The following is a 17,983-nucleotide window of genomic DNA, read 5'->3' as shown; positions in this document are numbered from 1 at the left end:
GAATGGTATGAATCAAATACCAGTTAAGGATGTAACGCCAAAGCACGCCAAAGGTGACGCAAAGGGTGACCTGTACGCCAAACGTGCGCATATCTACGTAAAGTACTACAAAGGGTTCTTTAAAAACTTAAGAACGATCTCCGGCATTCTCATGCTGGTTATGTTTTACAGCTTCTCTTGGATTCAATGGGATGGTCACCAAGCTATCTTATTCGATCTACCGAGCCGCCAATTTCATGTCTTTGCTTTCACATTCTGGCCCCAGGATTTCATGTTGCTCTCCTGGTTGCTGATTATTCTCGCTTTTACACTGTTCTTTGTTACCGTATTTGCAGGACGACTTTGGTGCGGCTATGCCTGCCCACAATTCGTATGGACCTGGTTCTTCATCTGGGCTGAACGTGTCACCGAAGGTGATCGCAACCAGAGAATGCGCCTTGATAAAAACGGCTGGAGCGGCGAAAAATTTGCCCGTAAAGCCGCTAAGCATACGTTATGGCTTGTGATTGCGGCCGCATCGGCCATCGCCTTTGTCGGTTATTTCACCCCTATTCGGGAGCTACTACCGTCTGTTTTTTCTTGGGATCTCGGCCCTTGGGAAACCTGGTGGATCGGTTTCCTAACCGTAGCCACTTACGCCAATGCGGGCTGGATGCGTGAACAGGTGTGCATTTACATGTGTCCTTACGCACGCTTCCAGAGCGTTATGTTTGATGCCGATACACTGGTTATCTCTTACGATGAAAAACGGGGTGAAAATCGCGGTAAACGTAAGAAAAATGCTGATTATAAAGCAGAAGGTTTAGGCGACTGTATCGATTGTGATAACTGCGTGCACGTCTGCCCTGTCGGTATCGATATCCGTAACGGCCTGCAATATGAGTGTGTTGCCTGTGGCGCCTGCGTTGACGCCTGTGATGACATCATGGACCGTATGGGCTATGAACGTGGTCTGGTGCGCTACACCACCGAACATGCCTTGGAAGGTGGCGAAACACATATCCTCCGTCCGCGCCTGATCGGTTACTTCATTGCCATCTGCGCAATGTTTATCGCCTTTAGCTATACCCTTTACAGCCGGGTACCGCTCGAAGTCGATATCATCCGTGACCGCGGTCAACTCTATGTTCAAGCGTCCAATGGTATGATCGAGAACGTTTATACGCTCAAACTGGCGAACAAGTCGCAGGTTGATCATCGTTTCACCATTGACGTGACCGGTGTCGAAGGCATCACCATGGCAGGTGAGCGTGAAGTGTTGATTCGTTCCGGTGAGCTACTGGATCATCCTATCAGCCTACAGGCCGATCCGCGCTTCCTTGAGCGTCCGAACTACGACATTATGTTCCGTGTTCAGGCATTGGATGACACGAGCATTCTAGTGGAAGAGGAAAACCGCTTTATTGGTCCGGTTAAGCGTTAAGCTAAACCTACCCTCCTCCATTTGACTGAGTTAGAATAGCTGCCGGATTTGCTTCCGAGCAGCTATTTCTTTTTAAGGAAACATATGACTGATCAAGATATCGGCCCTTGGTATAAACAACCTTGGCTATGGTTTATTCTGGCTCCCCTTATCGCCACTGTGCTTTATTCCACTGTCTACATTACTGCGTCGGTTGTGACCAATGATGGCGTCGTGCTTGAGGAATACACCAAGCAAGCGAAATCATTTCACGAAGACAACCGTCTGGAAGAGGTTGCTGATTCATTGGGCCTTGCAGGCACGCTACGTTTTGACACCATGACCGGTGATATAAACCTTGAGCTAAACAGTGCTACCGGCGAAACACTACCAACACAATTAAAACTGATTATTGGCCACCCAACTAAAGCCAGCCTTGATATTAGCGTTGAGCTAAATGAACTCAAGCCCGGTTATTACGGCGGCGAACTAGAAAATGTTCTCAAAGGCAACAAAAAACTCATTATCAGCCCACTCGATAAACAGTGGCAGTTGATCAATGAAGCGACACCGCCTTACGATCAGCAAAGTTTCACCTTTGGTAACCAGTAATCCACGATGAATGCCCCTGAAGGTAATCTGCACACCCATCAAAGCTGTTTCCATTGCGGGCTTGATATCCCCTCTGGTAGCCAATTTTTTACCACGATTGGCGGACAGCCGCGACAGATGTGTTGTCCAGGTTGCCAAGCGGTAGCTCAGGTTATCGCCGACGGGGGGCTGGAAAACTACTACAAACATCGCACCAACGAAGCCTCTTCACCAGACTCACTCAACGCCACAGAACAGCTGAGGGCGGAGTTCGAACTCTATGACCACCCTAGCGTACAAAAGCATTTTGTCGCTGAACTCCCTGATGGCAATAAGCAAGCGACCCTGGTTATCGAGGGTATCACCTGCGCGGCTTGCGTCTGGTTACTTGAGCATCATATTAGTTCTTTGGACGGAGTTACGCTGGCCAGTGTTAACCTGACCAACCATCGTGCCCGAGTACAATGGGACGATGCGCAGATCAAATTGAGTGATATATTTCTCGCGATGCACAGTATTGGCTATCAAGGCCACCCCTATCATCCCGATAAAGAAGAACAGCTGCTAGAACAAGAGACTAAACGAGCGATGCGTCGCTTAGGCATCGCCGGGGTCTTCACTATGCAGATCATGATGATGGCCGTCGCACTCTACACCGGTGCCGGTGCTAGCCTTGAAAGCGATTATGAAAACTTTATCCGCTGGGCGAGCCTCGTGCTCGCCACACCGGTCATTTTCTATGCCGCCAAACCGTTCTTTCAGGCTGCCCTGCGCGACCTTCGTACCCGCCATCTGACCATGGATCTACCGGTGTCCATCGCTATTGGTGGTGCTTATGCCGCCAGTATCTGGGCCACCGTAACCGCTAGTGGCGAAGTGTATTACGACTCTGTCAGTATGTTTACCTTCTTCCTGCTGATCGGCCGCTTCCTCGAGATGAAAGCTCGCCACCGTACCGGCAAAGCAGGCAATGCACTACTCAATTTACTCCCCGCCAGTGCCATTCTATGCACTGATGAGGGCGAAGCAATTGTTGCCGCCAACGAGCTACAACAGGGCGACCGTATTCTTGTTAAACCCGGCCACACCATCCCCGCCGATGGTAATATTGTTCAAGGCAGTAGCAGCATCGATGAATCGGCCCTCACCGGCGAATACCTTCCCCTCACTAAACGTGAAGGCGATAGTGTTGTCGGCGGCACCATTAATGTTGAAAACCCCATTCATGTTGAAGTCACCCAGGTCGGCGCCAGCTCGCAGCTGTCAGCGATTGTGCGCTTACTTGAACGCGCCCATGAGGAAAAACCCAAAGTTGCTCAACTGGCGGATAAAGTCTCCGGCTATTTTGTTAGCGCTGTTCTGCTGATTGCCGCAACTGTCGGCCTGTACTGGTGGCAAGTCAACCCCAGTCACGCTTTCTGGGTAACCCTGTCGGTACTGGTGGTCACGTGCCCCTGCGCCCTGTCCTTGGCGACCCCAACGGCACTGACCGCAGCAACCGGCACCCTTCGCCAACACGGACTGCTAATTACCCGCGGCCATGTGCTAGAGAGCTTAGCGAAAGCCACTCATATCGTCTTTGATAAAACCGGCACCTTAACCGAAGGTAATCTGTCGATACAGCAGAGCCAAATACTGGCAGATTTGACCCCGCAGCAATGTCTTGAGATCGCAGCATCACTGGAAGCCCATTCCGAACACCCGATCGCAAGAGCTTTTCACAAGGCCACCCAGCTAACCTCCATATCGGCCGCCGAACAACTCACCAACCATGTCGGCTTGGGTCTCGAGGGGAGCATTAATGGCCAGCGCTTTTTTATCGGTAAGCCGCAATTTGCCAGCCAAGCCTGTGGTCAATCCCTGAGTTTCGATGATGCACCGGATAGCCACTGCCAATGGTTACTACTGGCCAATGATGATCAACCGTTGGCGTGGTTTGGTTTAACCGACCCCGCCCGCAAACAAGCCGCGACGATGGTGCAACAACTAAAACAAATGGGGCTTGAAGTGCAGATGCTTACCGGTGACAGTTCTGCTGCCGTGGGCCATATTGCACAACAGCTCAAGATCGACAAAGTAGTCTCCGGCGTTAGCCCTGCACAGAAGCTACAGCATATCCAACAACTGCAAGATAACGGCGCACAGTTGGTGATGGTCGGTGATGGCATTAATGATATCCCGGTGCTGGCCGGCGCACAGACCTCCATCGCCATGGGCTCGGCTACCGATTTGGCCAAAACCAATGCGGACGCGGTGTTAATGTCCGGTGAACTGATGCGCTTACCTCAGGCTCTACGATTGGCTCGACGCACCCGTAGCAACATTCGCCAAAATCTGAGCTGGGCACTGTTTTATAACCTGATCGCTCTACCCCTTGCTGCAGCCGGCATGATCGCCCCGTGGATGGCGGCAATCGGCATGTCAGTAAGTTCGTTAGTGGTGGTCGGCAACGCCCTAAGGCTGACTAAACTTGGCCGCCCCGATCGGGTAGAATAGTCACAACAATCTGAGTGAAGCACTGCTATGTCAATTATCTACCTGCTTATTCCTATCGCTATCATGCTGGCGGGTATCGCTATATGGGGTTTTTTCTGGTCAGTTAACAGCGGTCAGTTAGACGACCTTGAATCCCCGGCTCACAGCATTCTCTATGACGATGATGAACATCTCATTCCGGACGAAGCCAAGCCCAAGCAACCTAAGCCTGCCGACAAAACGCAATGACCGAACCCGTAACGGCTCTTACGGCCCTCCTGCTCGGCTTACTCGGTAGCGCCCACTGCTTAGGCATGTGCGGCGGCATCTCTAGTGCCGTATCCATGGGCATCGACAAAAAAAACCAACGCCCGCTGTTGCTGCTACTCGGATTCAATCTGGGGCGAATCTCCAGTTACACCGTGGCCGGCGCACTGCTCGGTAGTCTCGGCTGGCTTATCAGTTCCCCGGACGTGTTTATCGTGCTACGCACATTAGCGGGCCTGATTCTGATATTAATGGGTCTCTATGTAGCACAGATCTGGCGCGGCTTGGCCTATCTGGAAAAACAGGGAAACCACCTCTGGCGACATATTCAACCCCTCAGCCGAAAACTCTTACCCGTGAGCAATCCCTTACAGGCTCTAGCGCTGGGTGCACTTTGGGGTTGGTTACCTTGCGGGTTGGTCTACAGCACCTTAATCTGGAGCGCCACGGCCGGCGACTGGAAAGTGTCCGCGATGATGATGGCCTGCTTTGGTTTAGGCACGGTACCCGCTATGCTCGCTACCGGTTTGCTCGCCAATCAAGTGCAAGCCTTACTTAAAAACAAAAAAGCACAAACCATTGCTGGATTGCTAATTATCCTGTTTGGGCTATATACCATTCCTTGGCCGGGGCTTGGCGTGAACCTTTATTGATTGGTATCAATACGGGTTGGGGAAAAATCCTTATAATCGCCTCCCTTTGCAGTAAGAGTGAGAAATGTTGTGAACCAGAACAACCTGATTAAATGGGATCTCGATCTGATCCGCCGTTATGACCTGTCCGGCCCTCGCTACACCTCTTACCCTACTGCAATTCAGTTCGACCCTGAGTTATCGGCGGTAGATCTGGTAAACACGGGCCAACAAACCGCCGATAAGACAGCACCGTTATCGCTCTATGTGCACATTCCATTCTGTGCGCATGTTTGTTATTACTGCGCCTGTAATAAGGTCATCACCCGTAATCGAAAAAAAGCTCAGCCCTATCTCGATACCTTATATCAAGAGATGACCCAGTTATCTCAATGGTATTCTGATGCTCGTACGGTTGAACAGCTACATCTTGGCGGCGGCACACCCACTTTTATCAGCAATCAGCAGATGATTGAGCTGATGCAAAAGCTCAGAGAAAATTTCACCCTGCTAGATGATGATTCCGGTGATTACTCCATCGAGATTGATCCCCGCGAAGTGGATCATGAGATGCTTAAAGTGCTCCGAGAGATCGGTTTTAACCGGGTCAGCTTTGGTGTACAAGATATTGAGCTAAAAGTGCAGCAGGCGGTTAACCGGGTACAACCGGTTGAAGAGATCGCCGATGTACTCCATGAAGCCCGTCGTCTCGGCTTCCGCTCCATCAATATCGATCTGATCTACGGCCTGCCACACCAGACACTGGCCAGCTTCACCAAGACACTGGACACCATTATTGAGTTGAGCCCTGACCGACTATCCGTGTTTAACTATGCCCATATGCCGGATCGTTTCCGTTCTCAGAGCCATATCAAAGCCGAAGATCTGCCTAGTCCCGAAACTAAACTGGCGATTCTAGAAACCACCATCAGCAAGCTGATGAGTGCTGGCTATGTTTATATCGGCATGGATCATTTTGCTAAACCTGATGACGAACTCGCCTTAGCACAACAAAACGGTAAACTTCATCGTAACTTCCAAGGGTATACCACCCACAGCGATTGCGACCTAGTGGCGATGGGTGTGTCATCGATCAGTCAGATCGGTGATGTGTATTATCAAAATGAACATGATATGAGTGCTTATACCAGCGCCGTCGAAGCGCGTACAAACGCGATTAAACGGGGTGTCACACTTAGCACCGATGATCGCATTAGACGAGCTGTGATCACCCAACTTATCTGTCATTTCCAGCTCGATATGGCCGCTATCGACGCGCAATTTGATATCAACTTCGCCGATTATTTCGCCGAGGAACTGCAGGAACTGCAAAAGTTCACCGGCGATGGCTTAGTCGTCCTCGGTGATAAGCGTATCGATGTTACCCCTGCCGGACGCTTACTTATCCGCCGCATCTGCATGGCCTTTGATGCTTACATTCCTAAGCAGGAAGCAACCAAAGGCTTCTCCCGCATCATTTGATACGGGAAATACTTCACCCTGCCGTTGATTTAGTAGATAATCACTTATAAGCACTATCTAATAAATCAACGAAGACAGGACATAGTTATGGGCAACCATAAGGCATCAGAAGGGAAACTACACAGCTTAAGACAGGTGCATTGCAATACATGCAGCCTGAGCTCTTTATGTTTACCTGTGTCCCTGAACATGACTGAAATCGATCGGCTCGATAATATTATCGATAAGAGCCGCCCGCTGAAAAAAGGCGATCACCTCTTCCATCAAGGTGAGGCCTTCTCTTCTGTCTACGCTATTCGCGCGGGCACCCTTAAAACCTATACTCTGACCAATGAGGGTGAAGAACAGATTACCGGCTTTTACTTCCCCGGCGAAATGGTCGGCATCAGTGGTTTTGATAGCGAACAATACCCTGTTTCAGCAAAAATTCTTGAAACAACCACCGTCTGCGAAATCCCTTTTGAACGGCTCGATGAGCTATCAGGACAGATGCCAGAGTTGCGCCGCCAGATCCTACGGACACTGAGCAAAGAGATTCGTGATGACCAGCAGATGATGCTGCTATTGAGCAAGAAGAATGCTGAACAACGCGTTGCGACCTTCCTAATTAAACTATCGACTCGCTTCAAATTGCGTGGTTATTCAGAAACCCAGTTCCGTTTATCCATGTCGAGAAACGAGATCGGTAACTACCTTGGCTTAGCCGTCGAAACCGTTAGCCGTATTTTTACCCGGTTCCAAAAAATGGAGCTGGTACGGGTCGATGGTAAAGAGATCGAACTGAGCAACCTCGAAGAGATCTATCGTCTATCCGGTGAATCTCAAGACATTCCGATGTCTGAGAACAAAACCTGTCCGCTCGACTAAACCTCACTTGCAACATCCTAATACCCGCTCTTTAGCGGGTATTATTTTGATCGTACTGGCCCCTGATCGGGCTACTCGATATTAGCCCTACTGTTTTAAGGTACCCCCGATGAGTTTCGATGAATGTTATATAAAGTCAGTTATGCGCACGATAGCGGACTGGCCAGAACCTGGCGTCATGTTCAGAGATATCACCCCACTGTTTAAAGACCCCAAAGCCCTGAGAATGATTGCCGATGCCTTTATTCAGCGCTATATCGATACCGAAGTCACCCATATTGCCTGTATTGATGCCAGGGGGTTCTTGTTTGGTTCAATCATCGCTTATCAACTCAATCTGCCATTAGTGCTGGTACGAAAAAAAGGCAAACTGCCGGGTAAAACTATTCATCGCGAATATGCCCTTGAATACGGCACCGCCGCCGTCGAAATGCAAGTCGATGCGGTCGCTGCTGGCGACAAAGTGCTGATCTTTGATGATCTGATCGCCACCGGCGGCACCATTCTCGCCGCCAGCACCATTATCAAAGAGCTCGGTGCTGAAGTGTATGAAGCCGCTGCTCTTATTGATCTACCCGATCTCAACGGCTCAGAGCTGATTCAGCAAAGCGATATTCCTGTCTTTACCTTATTGGCCTACGAAGGCCTTTAATCCTCTACGCATGTCACGGGCACCCAACAACGCGCTCTACACCGAGCAACGGTGCCCCAACGCTAATCACCTTAATATTATCAAGATCAGTTCTGTCCCACCGCCGGATATCGCTTTACAATAGCCACTCTTTTTTTATCTGTTATTAAGGGCTTATTCTCATGTGGTTCAAAAATGCCATCTTTTACCGTTTCACCCAGCAGTTTAGTTACACCCCTGAAGCCCTTGAAGAAAAACTCAGCGAGAAAGCCTTTACCCCCTGTGGTAGCCAAGAACTTAGCCGCTTTGGCTGGGTAAGCCCCAGTGGCGATCTCTCCGAAATGCTCGTACATGCTGGCAACGGCTTTATGCTGATCGCGGCACAAAAAGAAGACAAAATCATTCCCACCCAGGTGATCCGTCAGCAGCTGGATAAGAAAGTGAAGCTGATCGAGGATGAGCAAGCCCGCAAGGTCTATAAAAAAGAGAAAGACCAGCTCAAAGATGAAATTGTTTTGGACTTACTACCGCGCGCATTCAGCAAGTTCCAAACGACTTGGGCACTGATCGCCCCAGCACATAACCTGCTTATCGTTGATGCCAGCAGCCACAAGCGCGCCGAAGAACTACTCAGCCACCTACGCAGCTTATTAGGCTCTCTGCCGGTTGTATTGCCGGATGTTAATCATGCCCCTTCTGCAGTCATGTCTCATTGGCTAGAGCAGCCAGAAGAACGTTACACCGGCCTAGAACCACTGGATGAGTGCGAGCTGAGAGACAGTGCAGTCGAAACCGGCATTATCCGTTGTAAAGGCCAAGATCTTGATAGCGATGAGATCCGCCACCACCTTGAAGCAGGCAAACGAGTCGTCAAACTTGCACTGGAATGGCAAGAGAGCCTTAACTTCATTTTGCAGGATGACCTGTGTATCAAACGGATTAAACTCTCGGATCAACTGAAAGAGAAGATGGATCAGGACAGTCCTGATGAAGCCTTTGCGCAATTTGATGCCGACTTCGTACAGATGTCACTGGAACTCACCCGCTTGATTCCAGCACTAACCGAAGCCTTTGGTGGTCAAGCCCAGCGCCCTTAGAAGCGACCGGCTAATGTCACGCTAGTGTCATCATCACGTTCAAGCCGGTCGCACTGACCGGTTTGATTCTCCAGTTACACCGCAAAATACTTCGCGCAAATAACTTGTTTTGTTACCCGCAATAGAACTTAACTTCCAAAGTCAATAACCGCGTCATTGTCGCCCCCATTGTCACGTTAGTATTTAAACTTAGTTAACCACTGTGTAGACTAGCCGCATCCAGCAGATCAGGGCCATTCCGTGAGCAAAACTTACAGCGTAAAAGAGATGTTTTACACCCTTCAGGGTGAAGGTGCACAGGCCGGACGGCCTGCGGTTTTTTGTCGTTTTACCGGCTGTAACCTCTGGTCCGGGCGTGAACAGGATCGCGCCAAAGCGGTCTGTGATTTTTGCGACACCGACTTTATCGGCACGGATGGTCAAAACGGTGGCAAGTTTGCATCAGCGGCAGCCTTAGCCCAAGCGGTTAAAAGCTTCTGGCCTGACACCACTACTGGCCAACAAGGTCAGCCCTATGTTGTCTGCACCGGTGGTGAGCCGCTGCTGCAACTTGATACCGCTTTAATTGACGCACTGCATCAGCAAGGGTTTGAGATTGCGGTCGAAACCAATGGTACTTTACCCGTCCCCGACGCCATCGACTGGGTCTGCGTTAGCCCTAAAGCTGATGCTGAACTGGTGCAGCGCAGTGGTGATGAACTTAAATTGGTCTACCCTCAGCCCCTTGCCCTGCCGGAACAATTTAACAGCCTAGGCTTCACTCATTTCTACCTGCAACCAATGGATGGCCCATTGCAGCGCATGAACACCCAGGATAGCATCCGTTTCTGCTTAGCCAACCCTCAATGGAAACTCAGTTTGCAGACTCATAAATTATTGGGTATCGACTGAAGCAGATCTCAGGCTTACCGGCCAGTTACGCCACACCACCAGTAGCAGTGCTGGTATCTGCATCAAGATGCCATACAACAATACCGCCAGAGACATCTCTGGCTGTTGTAGTAAGGCACCTGTGACCATCAAAGCAGTACCCGCATTCTGAACACCCGTCTCAATACTCAATGTTAGGGCGGTAGCGGTATCGAGTCGCAAAAGATAGCGCGCGAACAAACCTGCCAATAGCATCGCACTAGTGGCCAACAATACAATCGCCGGACTCAACACCGGCAGCAGTTCTGGTAAAACTTGACGATTGGCCCAGCTGATCATCACCACCACGATCACCATAAACACCAGTGATAGCACTTTTATCGGTCTCTGCAATTGCGCACAAACCTGTGGCCAACGATGATTAATCACAAGACCTAACGCCACCGGCACTAATGTGACCACGACCAACTTCATAATGGTGGTGAGCAGCGGTAACGCCACCAGCACCCCTTCGCCAAGAAGATATTCAAGTGTTAACCAGGTAAGCCAAGGCAGTGAAAAGGGAATAATCAGACTGGTGATGGCCGTCAATGAAATCGACAGGGCCGTATCCGCCCGACAGAGATAGCTGATCATATTCGATGTCGCTCCACCGGGCGCAAAGGAGACAATCATCAATCCGGCGGCCAATAACAGCGGCAAATTCATCAGGCTCACCACCAACCAAGCGAGTAACGGCAACACAATCAACTGCAGCACGACACCGGCGACTATGGCCACGGGTCGATAGCGTAACTGGGCAAAATCCGCTAGCCTCAATGTCAGTCCCATGCCTAACATAATAATAAACAACGCCACCGGTAATAACAGCGAAAGTGCATTGCCACCTTCCATCCACATATACTCCCATTTCAAGTTTGTCAGAGCCCATAATATGGTCCTGACACGCCGGCGACAACCGCCAGATTACAGAGAACTAAAGGGCTGTCTCAATCTACTCACATTAATTGTGGATAACATTGTGGGTACCCTACCTTAGCACCGCCAAATTGCCCGAGTTTAGACCGTCTCAGACAATATGGTTACTTTTTAACCAGATGTATTTTAATATAATAATCAATAGCTTATATTCAATAAATCTTATTCAATCGGCAAATCTTGGTTTTTTATCCAAGAACTGTTTCAATTCCGCGTCATTGCTGTGACGAAAAGAAGTCAACCCTTTTTTAACAAATAAATTTAATAAAAATAGCTTTCAACTGGCCAATTGAATCGGATCGCCTTACCATATTGCCCTCGTCAAAAATTGGATTTTTTTTACCATGCCCGAATCCCGTAGCCACCAGGCACAAGCCCAGCGAATTACCATCATCGGCTCCATCCTTGATACCCTCCTTGGGATGCTCAAAATTGTCTTCGGGATGATCGCCCATTCGAGTGCGTTAATCGCCGATGGTATCCACTCGCTGTCCGATCTGCTGACCGACGTTTTGGTGGTCTGGATTATTAAATACTCCCACCAAGAACCTGATGAAGAACATCCTTGGGGGCATGCTCGCTTTGAGACCATCGGCACCGTTATTCTCGGTTGTGTGCTGGTGGCCGTGGCCGGTGCAATGGCCTATGAAAGCTTATTAACCCTGCTGCGTAATGAAGTATTACAACTGCCCGAGTGGCCTGCCCTCGTCGTCGCCGCTATTTCAGTGTTTTCAAAAGAGATGATCTACCGCTACACCCTCGCCGTGGGCCTGCGTATTAAATCAGATCTGATTATTGCCAATGCTTGGCACAGCCGCACCGATGCCTTTTCATCCATCGTGGTATTTTTTGGTGTCGCAGGCGCGATGGCCGGCATAGCGTGGCTTGATTCAGCCGCGGCCATTGGTGTCGCCCTGATCATCGCGAAGGTCGGTTGGGACCTTACTTGGAAGAGCATTCTCGAACTGGTCGATACCGCTTTACCTGAAGAGCAGATACAAGCCTATACCGATGTCATTATGGGTGTCGAAGGGGTTCTCAGCGTCCACAGTTTCAAAAGTCGTAGTATGGGTAGTCAGAGTCAGTTAGAGATGCATCTTCAAGTAGCGCCCCACCTGAGCGCCTCAGAAGGCCACTTTATCGGTGACCAAGCGGTCTACCGGTTGATGCAGAAGTTTGAAGATGTTGGCCATGCCATCTTCCATATCGATACCTATGATGATGAAGAGGGCCACGACCTATCGATGAGCTTGCCAGTCAGAACCGAAATCAGCGGTATTCTCTGGGAATTGCTCGACCAAACGGGCCATCCAGAATTAAACATCAACCGACTGGCGCTATTCTACCGCCGGGATTCTGTTGAAATTGAACTGATGCTGTTAGATACCACCGACAACCGCGCTATCGATTTGAAGGCACTCGAGGCTGAACTAACCCAACTGTTTGGCCAATATAGCTGGTTTAGAAGCATTCATCTTTGGCTTGGTACACAACCGGCTAGACTGTAATCATCGCTTTAGGAGTCATACCCCGTGGATTATAACCGCCCTGCTAAAGCGCATCAGGCTGAAATTGAGGTGCGCAAAAGCCGGTTTATCTGCGATATCTGGCCGGTCACCGACCGTCACAGCGCCACCGCTTTTATTGACGTCATACGCACCCAGCACCCTAAAGCCAACCATCATTGCTGGTGTTATATTGCAGGCAGCCCCAATGATGCTCATCAATGGAACTACAGTGATGATGGCGAACCTAAAGGCACTGCCGGACAACCCATGCTAAATGTGTTGCGACACAGTGAATTAGGCAACATCTGCGCGGTTGTCACACGCTATTTTGGCGGTATCAAACTGGGCACCGGCGGTATTGCACGGGCCTACTCACAAGCGGTACAGGAAGCGTTGCAGGCGCTGCCTTGTGAAACGGTCACTCCAACACTGCAGTTAACGATGACCGCCCCCTATGATCTCACTGGCGAACTTGAGCAATTGATCGCACAGTTTCAACTAACCGACTGCGAACGACTGTTTGGCACACAGATACAAATCAACGCCAAACTCGCCGCCAACCGACTCGACGCATTCAAACTCGCCCTCACCCCGTTTCAGCACCAAGTTAACCTATGCGTCAGTTGAGCTCATCCCGAAACACCATCGCATAGGCGGTTTCCAAGGCCTCTTTACGGGTTTCATGACAGAAACTTTGGGGTATTAAGCTCAACACTTTGAACCGTTCGAGAATATCTTTGACCGTTGAGTTTAAGCCAATCATATGAACATCCCGGCCTAATGCTTGCGCTTCAACAATCATGTCTTCAATCGCTAGCGCGGTAGAAACATCGATTAAAGGCACCCGACTAAAATCCATTAACAAGGCATCATGGGGACGACGCCCTTGTAACTTGGCAGCCAACCCTTGTGCCGCGGCATAACTCACCGGCCCATCAAATTGGTACAAAATGACTCGCCCTCGGGTGTCAGCCAATAAAGCGCGCTCCCGTTTACTGAGCCCTTCGTCACTGCCTGCATGGCTATCAATCACGCGGATACTATCGAGCTGATGATCCGCCAAACCTTTAACCGTCACCACATTGGCGATAAACACACCAACAAACACCGCCGTCACTAGGTCGACCACCACGGTTAATACCAACACCACCAGCATGAGCGCAGCCACAAACAATGGCGCACGGTGTAAGCGGGACAAAAAGCGCCAATCAATAATATCTAAACCAACTTTAATCAGAATCCCGGCCAACACCGCATGGGGAATGCTTTCAGCTAAGGGGGCTGCACCAAGCAATACCGCCACCAAGATAAGCGCATGAAAACAACCCGACAGTGGGGTTCGACCTCCTGCTTTGATGTTAACCACGGTGCGCATGGTAGCCCCCGCCCCGGGTAAACCACCAAACAGCCCCGCGACCATATTGCCAATGCCCTGGCCGATCAGTTCACGATCGGAGTTATGCTGCGTCTTGGTCACGCTATCTGCCACCAGCGACGTCAGCAGCGAATCGATCGACCCCAACACCGCTAGCATCAACGCGGCAAACAGCATATCGCCGATAATCACCATGGAAAACTGAGGTACCACAAACTGCGGCATGCCAGTGGGGATATGACCGATGACCACGAGATCGGTATCACCATGAAAAACCTGATAGATCACCGTCCCGACCACCAGCGCTAGCAGTGTTGGCGGAATCACATCGGCGATTTTCTTCGGGCAAAAAATCACAATTCCCAAGGTGACACAGCCAAGTAACAGCGCGGCAGGATTGGCATCACTAATGTAATGGGGGATCTGCTCTAAGGCCTCGATCGTATCCGCCGATGAGGGATAACCAAAGATTGGCCCGAGCTCTAACAAAATGATAATAATACCGATACCGGTCATAAAACCGGAGATCACCGGAAACGGTACGAGGGTGACATACTTACCTAGTTTCAGCAGACCAAATAACATCTGCAACAAGCCGCCCATCACCACCACCGTGAAGGCATAGACTGCACCATTGACCGGATCCAAGGCCATAAACTGAGTAAAAACCGATGCCATTACCACCGTCATCGGCCCTGTTGGCCCCGATACCTGACTCGGCGTTCCGCCAAAGAGCGCAGCAAACAGACCAACAAAAACAGCCCCATATAAACCAGCAATCGCACCGGCCCCTGATGACACACCAAACGCTAATGCGAGCGGCAACGCCACCACGGCGGCCGTTAACCCGCCAAACAAATCACCCTTGAGATTATTAAAGTGGAGCCCGTAAATCAGTGACATAGCCGTCCCCTTAATACGCTTTACAACCTAAGATCGATTAACAATACTGCCTCAACAGAATAGCTGCTTTAGTACTCATTGTTTAACAATCAGTGGGTAAGCTGCTTATATTATTGATTATGCAAACAGATTAGCGCGCACTTTTAAATAATTAATCATTATAATCTACCGGCCGATATGCTAAAAAATCACCGCTCGGCAGAAATAGTGTTATTGTTTAGGCTTCTCGATGACAGAGATTCCGTTATCACGTTTTAGCGAGATAGACAAAATGAGGTTCTATGAAGTTCGCAGATAATTCCCACCAGGCCACCGAATATCTCCGTCAAGTTATTCCACTGATGGTGCATAATGTCATCCCTCCCACCCCGCTGAATTATGCCCTCTGGTATGCCTATGTATCTCAGTCTATCCCCGATCTTAACCAGCAGATGGATAAGGTCTTAGGGATCTACGGTACCTGCCCTAATCGCATCAGCGAACAACTGTTCAGTGAATACCTGATAAAAGATGAAGCGGCGAACTCAGAGGCGGTACAGCGGGCACTGTTATCGGTGATGGGCGATTTGGAAAGCTCGGCATCTAGCACCGTGCAAGATACCGAAGCCTACAATGAGATTCTTCAAGACAGCCTGGCCGCCCTTAAAACCGGTAATGATACGGAATCGTTAGAAGCGATTATTCAAAACCTCTCGGCGAACACTGAATCGATCAGTGAAAGTACCCGACAGTTCCAAACCAAGATTGATGAAGCACAGTCGGAAATCACAAAACTGAAACAAGAGCTCGATCAGTCCCGCCAAGACGCAACGATTGACCCCCTCACCGGCTTATTCAATCGCCGCGTCTTCGATCAAGAGATCAGTGAGCAGGCGGCGAAACCTGAACCCGATGTGTCGCTCATCATGATTGATATCGATTTCTTCAAAAAGTTTAATGACACTTACGGCCATCAGATGGGCGACAAGGTGCTGCAATATGTCGCCAAGCTTATCAAAGAAGCCTGTACTGAGCCGCTGATCCCCGTCCGTTTTGGTGGCGAAGAGTTTTCTATGCTGCTACCCGGCATGAATGTAACGGCCGCCTGTGAGCTGGCCGAGAAGGTACGCCACCGCATCGCCGCCATTCGCATCAAACAAAAGAAAAGCGGCGAAGTGATCAGCTCGGTCACCGCCTCCTTCGGAGTTGCCCGACTGAGTAGCGATGAATCACCGGATAACCTTATCGCCCGCGCCGATGCAGCACTCTATAAAGCGAAAGAAGCGGGCCGTAATAACGTGCAGATCGCCGATTAACCTTTCACTCTCCTGCTTGAGGTGGCGCTTTAGACAGTGATCTAAGGTGCCCCCCTCAACCTATGCTAAGCCCTGTTTGTGCATCCCTGTAAGCTAACACCTCTTCAACGTCTAGCCTCGCCCACATTCTTCACAGCGATACCCTACTTAAGCAAAACCCCGCTAAATGACAAGCGGCTCGCCGAATAAAAACTTAAGACAAAAAAATCCCCGGTCTGCCGAAGCAGCCGGGGCTAAAGTCGATGAAGGTCACTTAACTTACGGGTTCACGCATCGTTACAAACTCTTCCGCAGCGGTAGGGTGTATACCAATGGTGGAATCAAATACCGCCTTGGTTGCACCCGCTTTCAGAGCGACAGCAATGCCCTGAATGATTTCGCCTGCATCGGGGCCAACCATATGCACCCCAAGCACCTTATCTGTGTCACGATCAACCAACATTTTCATGAAGGTTTTCTCATCACTACCACTAAGCGTATGCTTCATTGCTCTGAACTTAGAAGAATAGACATCGACATTGTCATAGAGTTCACGGCTTTTTTCTTCAGAAAGTCCAACGGTGCCAATATTTGGCTGACAGAACACCGCAGTAGCAATCAGGTCGTAATCAACCTTTTGCGCTTGGCCGTCATACAGGTTGCGCACCAGTGCCATACCTTCAGCCAGCGCTACCGGTGTTAATTGCACCCGATCGATCACATCACCGATCGCATACACTGACGGTTCAGCAGTTTGGAACTGATCATCAACAACAATCGCGCCATTGGCTTTTTGTTCCAGATTAATATTTTCCAGCCCCAGATCCTTCACATTAGGTACTCGGCCGGTGGCGTACATAATGGTATCGGCTTCTAGCGTGGTACCGTCAGTCAGGTACGCCAGTAATGAACCATCGGCCTGCTTGTCAATCTTCTCAATATTGTTATTGAAGCGCAGCGAAACATTTTTCTTCGCCACTTCTTCAGCGGTAAATTCACGCACTTCTTGGTCAAAGCCACGCAGGAACATATCACCACGGTAAACCAGTGATGTTTCAGCGCCCAAGCCAGCAAAAATACCGGCAAACTCAACGGCAATATAACCACCGCCGACCACAATGGCACGTTTAGGAAATTCATCCAGATAGAACACTTCATTAGAGCTAATAACATGCTCACTGCCCGGGAACTCAGGCACGAAAGGCCAACCGCCTGTGGCGATCAGAATACGTTCGGCGGTATATTTTTTACCCGCAACCTCAACACTGTTCGGCCCGGTGATTTTTGCGCGACCATCCAGCAGGCTAACGCCGGAATTAACCAACATATTGCGGTAAATACCGTTCAGCCGTTCAATCTCTTTGGTTTTGTTATCCCGCAAGGTCGGCCAATCAAAGGTCGATTTACCCACCGTCCAACCAAATCCGGCGGCGTTTTCAAAATCTTCAGTAAAATGAGAGCCGTACACGAACAACTTCTTAGGTACACAACCCACATTCACGCAGGTACCACCTAAGTAACGATCTTCAGCCATACCAACCCGAACGCCCATGCCTGCAGCCATACGTCCAGCCCGCACACCGCCAGAACCAGCACCAATTACAAACAGGTCAAAATCAAATTCTGCCACA

Annotated in this window: 16 protein-coding genes; 13 read left to right on the top strand and 3 right to left on the bottom strand. The window is 49.9% G+C overall.

The window, feature by feature from the left end:
• The first annotated feature begins 7 nt into the window (after positions 1 to 7).
• The 10 genes from ccoG to queE all read left to right on the top strand — a co-directional run bounded on the left by ccoG (position 8) and on the right by queE (position 10,335).
• Positions 8 to 1,423, top strand: a complete 1,416-nt coding sequence (gene ccoG / locus AC0L4K_RS08565) for a cytochrome c oxidase accessory protein CcoG (protein ID WP_417224411.1) — start codon at positions 8 to 10, stop codon at positions 1,421 to 1,423.
• A gap of 84 nt (positions 1,424 to 1,507) precedes the next feature.
• On the top strand, positions 1,508 to 2,014 hold the full coding sequence (locus tag AC0L4K_RS08560) for a FixH family protein (protein ID WP_417224410.1): 507 nt from the start codon (positions 1,508 to 1,510) through the stop codon (positions 2,012 to 2,014).
• Between the two features lie 6 nt (positions 2,015 to 2,020).
• Positions 2,021 to 4,489, top strand: coding sequence for a heavy metal translocating P-type ATPase (locus AC0L4K_RS08555; protein ID WP_473268946.1), 2,469 nt, complete (start codon positions 2,021 to 2,023; stop codon positions 4,487 to 4,489).
• Positions 4,490 to 4,516: 27 nt separating this feature from the next.
• A complete protein-coding gene (gene ccoS, locus AC0L4K_RS08550) occupies positions 4,517 to 4,717 on the top strand; it encodes a cbb3-type cytochrome oxidase assembly protein CcoS (RefSeq protein WP_417224406.1) in 201 nt (66 codons plus the stop codon).
• The gene (locus tag AC0L4K_RS08545) at positions 4,714 to 5,388 is read left to right on the top strand and encodes a sulfite exporter TauE/SafE family protein (RefSeq protein ID WP_417224404.1); all 675 of its coding nucleotides are present in this window, start codon (positions 4,714 to 4,716) and stop codon (positions 5,386 to 5,388) included. Before ccoS ends, AC0L4K_RS08545 begins: the two co-directional genes overlap by 4 nt.
• Before the next feature lie 69 nt (positions 5,389 to 5,457).
• Complete coding sequence (gene hemN / locus AC0L4K_RS08540) at positions 5,458 to 6,849, top strand: oxygen-independent coproporphyrinogen III oxidase (RefSeq protein ID WP_473268944.1); 1,392 nt, start codon at positions 5,458 to 5,460, stop codon at positions 6,847 to 6,849.
• 87 nt (positions 6,850 to 6,936) lie between these two features.
• Positions 6,937 to 7,716: a fumarate/nitrate reduction transcriptional regulator Fnr gene (gene fnr, locus AC0L4K_RS08535; RefSeq protein WP_417224402.1), complete on the top strand. Its 780-nt coding sequence runs from the start codon at positions 6,937 to 6,939 to the stop codon at positions 7,714 to 7,716.
• A gap of 109 nt (positions 7,717 to 7,825) precedes the next feature.
• On the top strand, positions 7,826 to 8,368 hold the full coding sequence (locus AC0L4K_RS08530) for an adenine phosphoribosyltransferase (protein WP_417224400.1): 543 nt from the start codon (positions 7,826 to 7,828) through the stop codon (positions 8,366 to 8,368).
• A 161-nt stretch (positions 8,369 to 8,529) separates the two neighbouring features.
• Entirely contained in the window at positions 8,530 to 9,444 is a 915-nt protein-coding gene (rdgC, locus tag AC0L4K_RS08525; RefSeq protein ID WP_473268943.1) for a recombination-associated protein RdgC, read from the top strand.
• Positions 9,445 to 9,711: 267 nt separating this feature from the next.
• The gene (gene queE, locus AC0L4K_RS08520) at positions 9,712 to 10,335 is read left to right on the top strand and encodes a 7-carboxy-7-deazaguanine synthase (protein ID WP_417224507.1); all 624 of its coding nucleotides are present in this window, start codon (positions 9,712 to 9,714) and stop codon (positions 10,333 to 10,335) included.
• Here queE and AC0L4K_RS08515 read toward each other — a convergent pair.
• Positions 10,318 to 11,208 (bottom strand): bile acid:sodium symporter family protein, encoded by an 891-nt coding sequence (locus AC0L4K_RS08515; protein WP_473268941.1) that lies wholly within the window; start codon positions 11,206 to 11,208, stop codon positions 10,318 to 10,320. The genes queE and AC0L4K_RS08515 overlap by 18 nt on opposite strands.
• A 428-nt stretch (positions 11,209 to 11,636) precedes the next feature.
• Between AC0L4K_RS08515 and AC0L4K_RS08510 the strand changes: the two genes are divergently transcribed.
• Positions 11,637 to 12,800, top strand: coding sequence for a cation diffusion facilitator family transporter (locus AC0L4K_RS08510; RefSeq protein WP_473268940.1), 1,164 nt, complete (start codon positions 11,637 to 11,639; stop codon positions 12,798 to 12,800).
• A 24-nt stretch (positions 12,801 to 12,824) separates the two neighbouring features.
• Complete coding sequence (locus tag AC0L4K_RS08505) at positions 12,825 to 13,427, top strand: YigZ family protein (protein ID WP_473268939.1); 603 nt, start codon at positions 12,825 to 12,827, stop codon at positions 13,425 to 13,427.
• On the opposite strand, the gene AC0L4K_RS08500 is transcribed toward AC0L4K_RS08505, so the two are convergent.
• A complete protein-coding gene (locus AC0L4K_RS08500) occupies positions 13,420 to 15,078 on the bottom strand; it encodes a SulP family inorganic anion transporter (RefSeq protein ID WP_417224391.1) in 1,659 nt (552 codons plus the stop codon). The genes AC0L4K_RS08505 and AC0L4K_RS08500 overlap by 8 nt on opposite strands.
• A gap of 281 nt (positions 15,079 to 15,359) precedes the next feature.
• Between AC0L4K_RS08500 and AC0L4K_RS08495 the strand changes: the two genes are divergently transcribed.
• Positions 15,360 to 16,373, top strand: a complete 1,014-nt coding sequence (locus AC0L4K_RS08495; RefSeq protein ID WP_417224389.1) for a GGDEF domain-containing protein — start codon at positions 15,360 to 15,362, stop codon at positions 16,371 to 16,373.
• 253 nt (positions 16,374 to 16,626) lie between these two features.
• Here AC0L4K_RS08495 and gorA read toward each other — a convergent pair whose 3' ends face one another.
• The gene (gene gorA, locus AC0L4K_RS08490; RefSeq protein WP_473268938.1) at positions 16,627 to 17,982 is read right to left on the bottom strand and encodes a glutathione-disulfide reductase; all 1,356 of its coding nucleotides are present in this window, start codon (positions 17,980 to 17,982) and stop codon (positions 16,627 to 16,629) included.
• Position 17,983 lies beyond the last annotated feature (1 nt).

Source organism: Amphritea sp. GJ51-11 (assembly GCF_055808735.1).
Note: the sequence above shows the minus strand (reverse complement) of the source record. Positions and strands in the feature narration are given on the sequence as shown.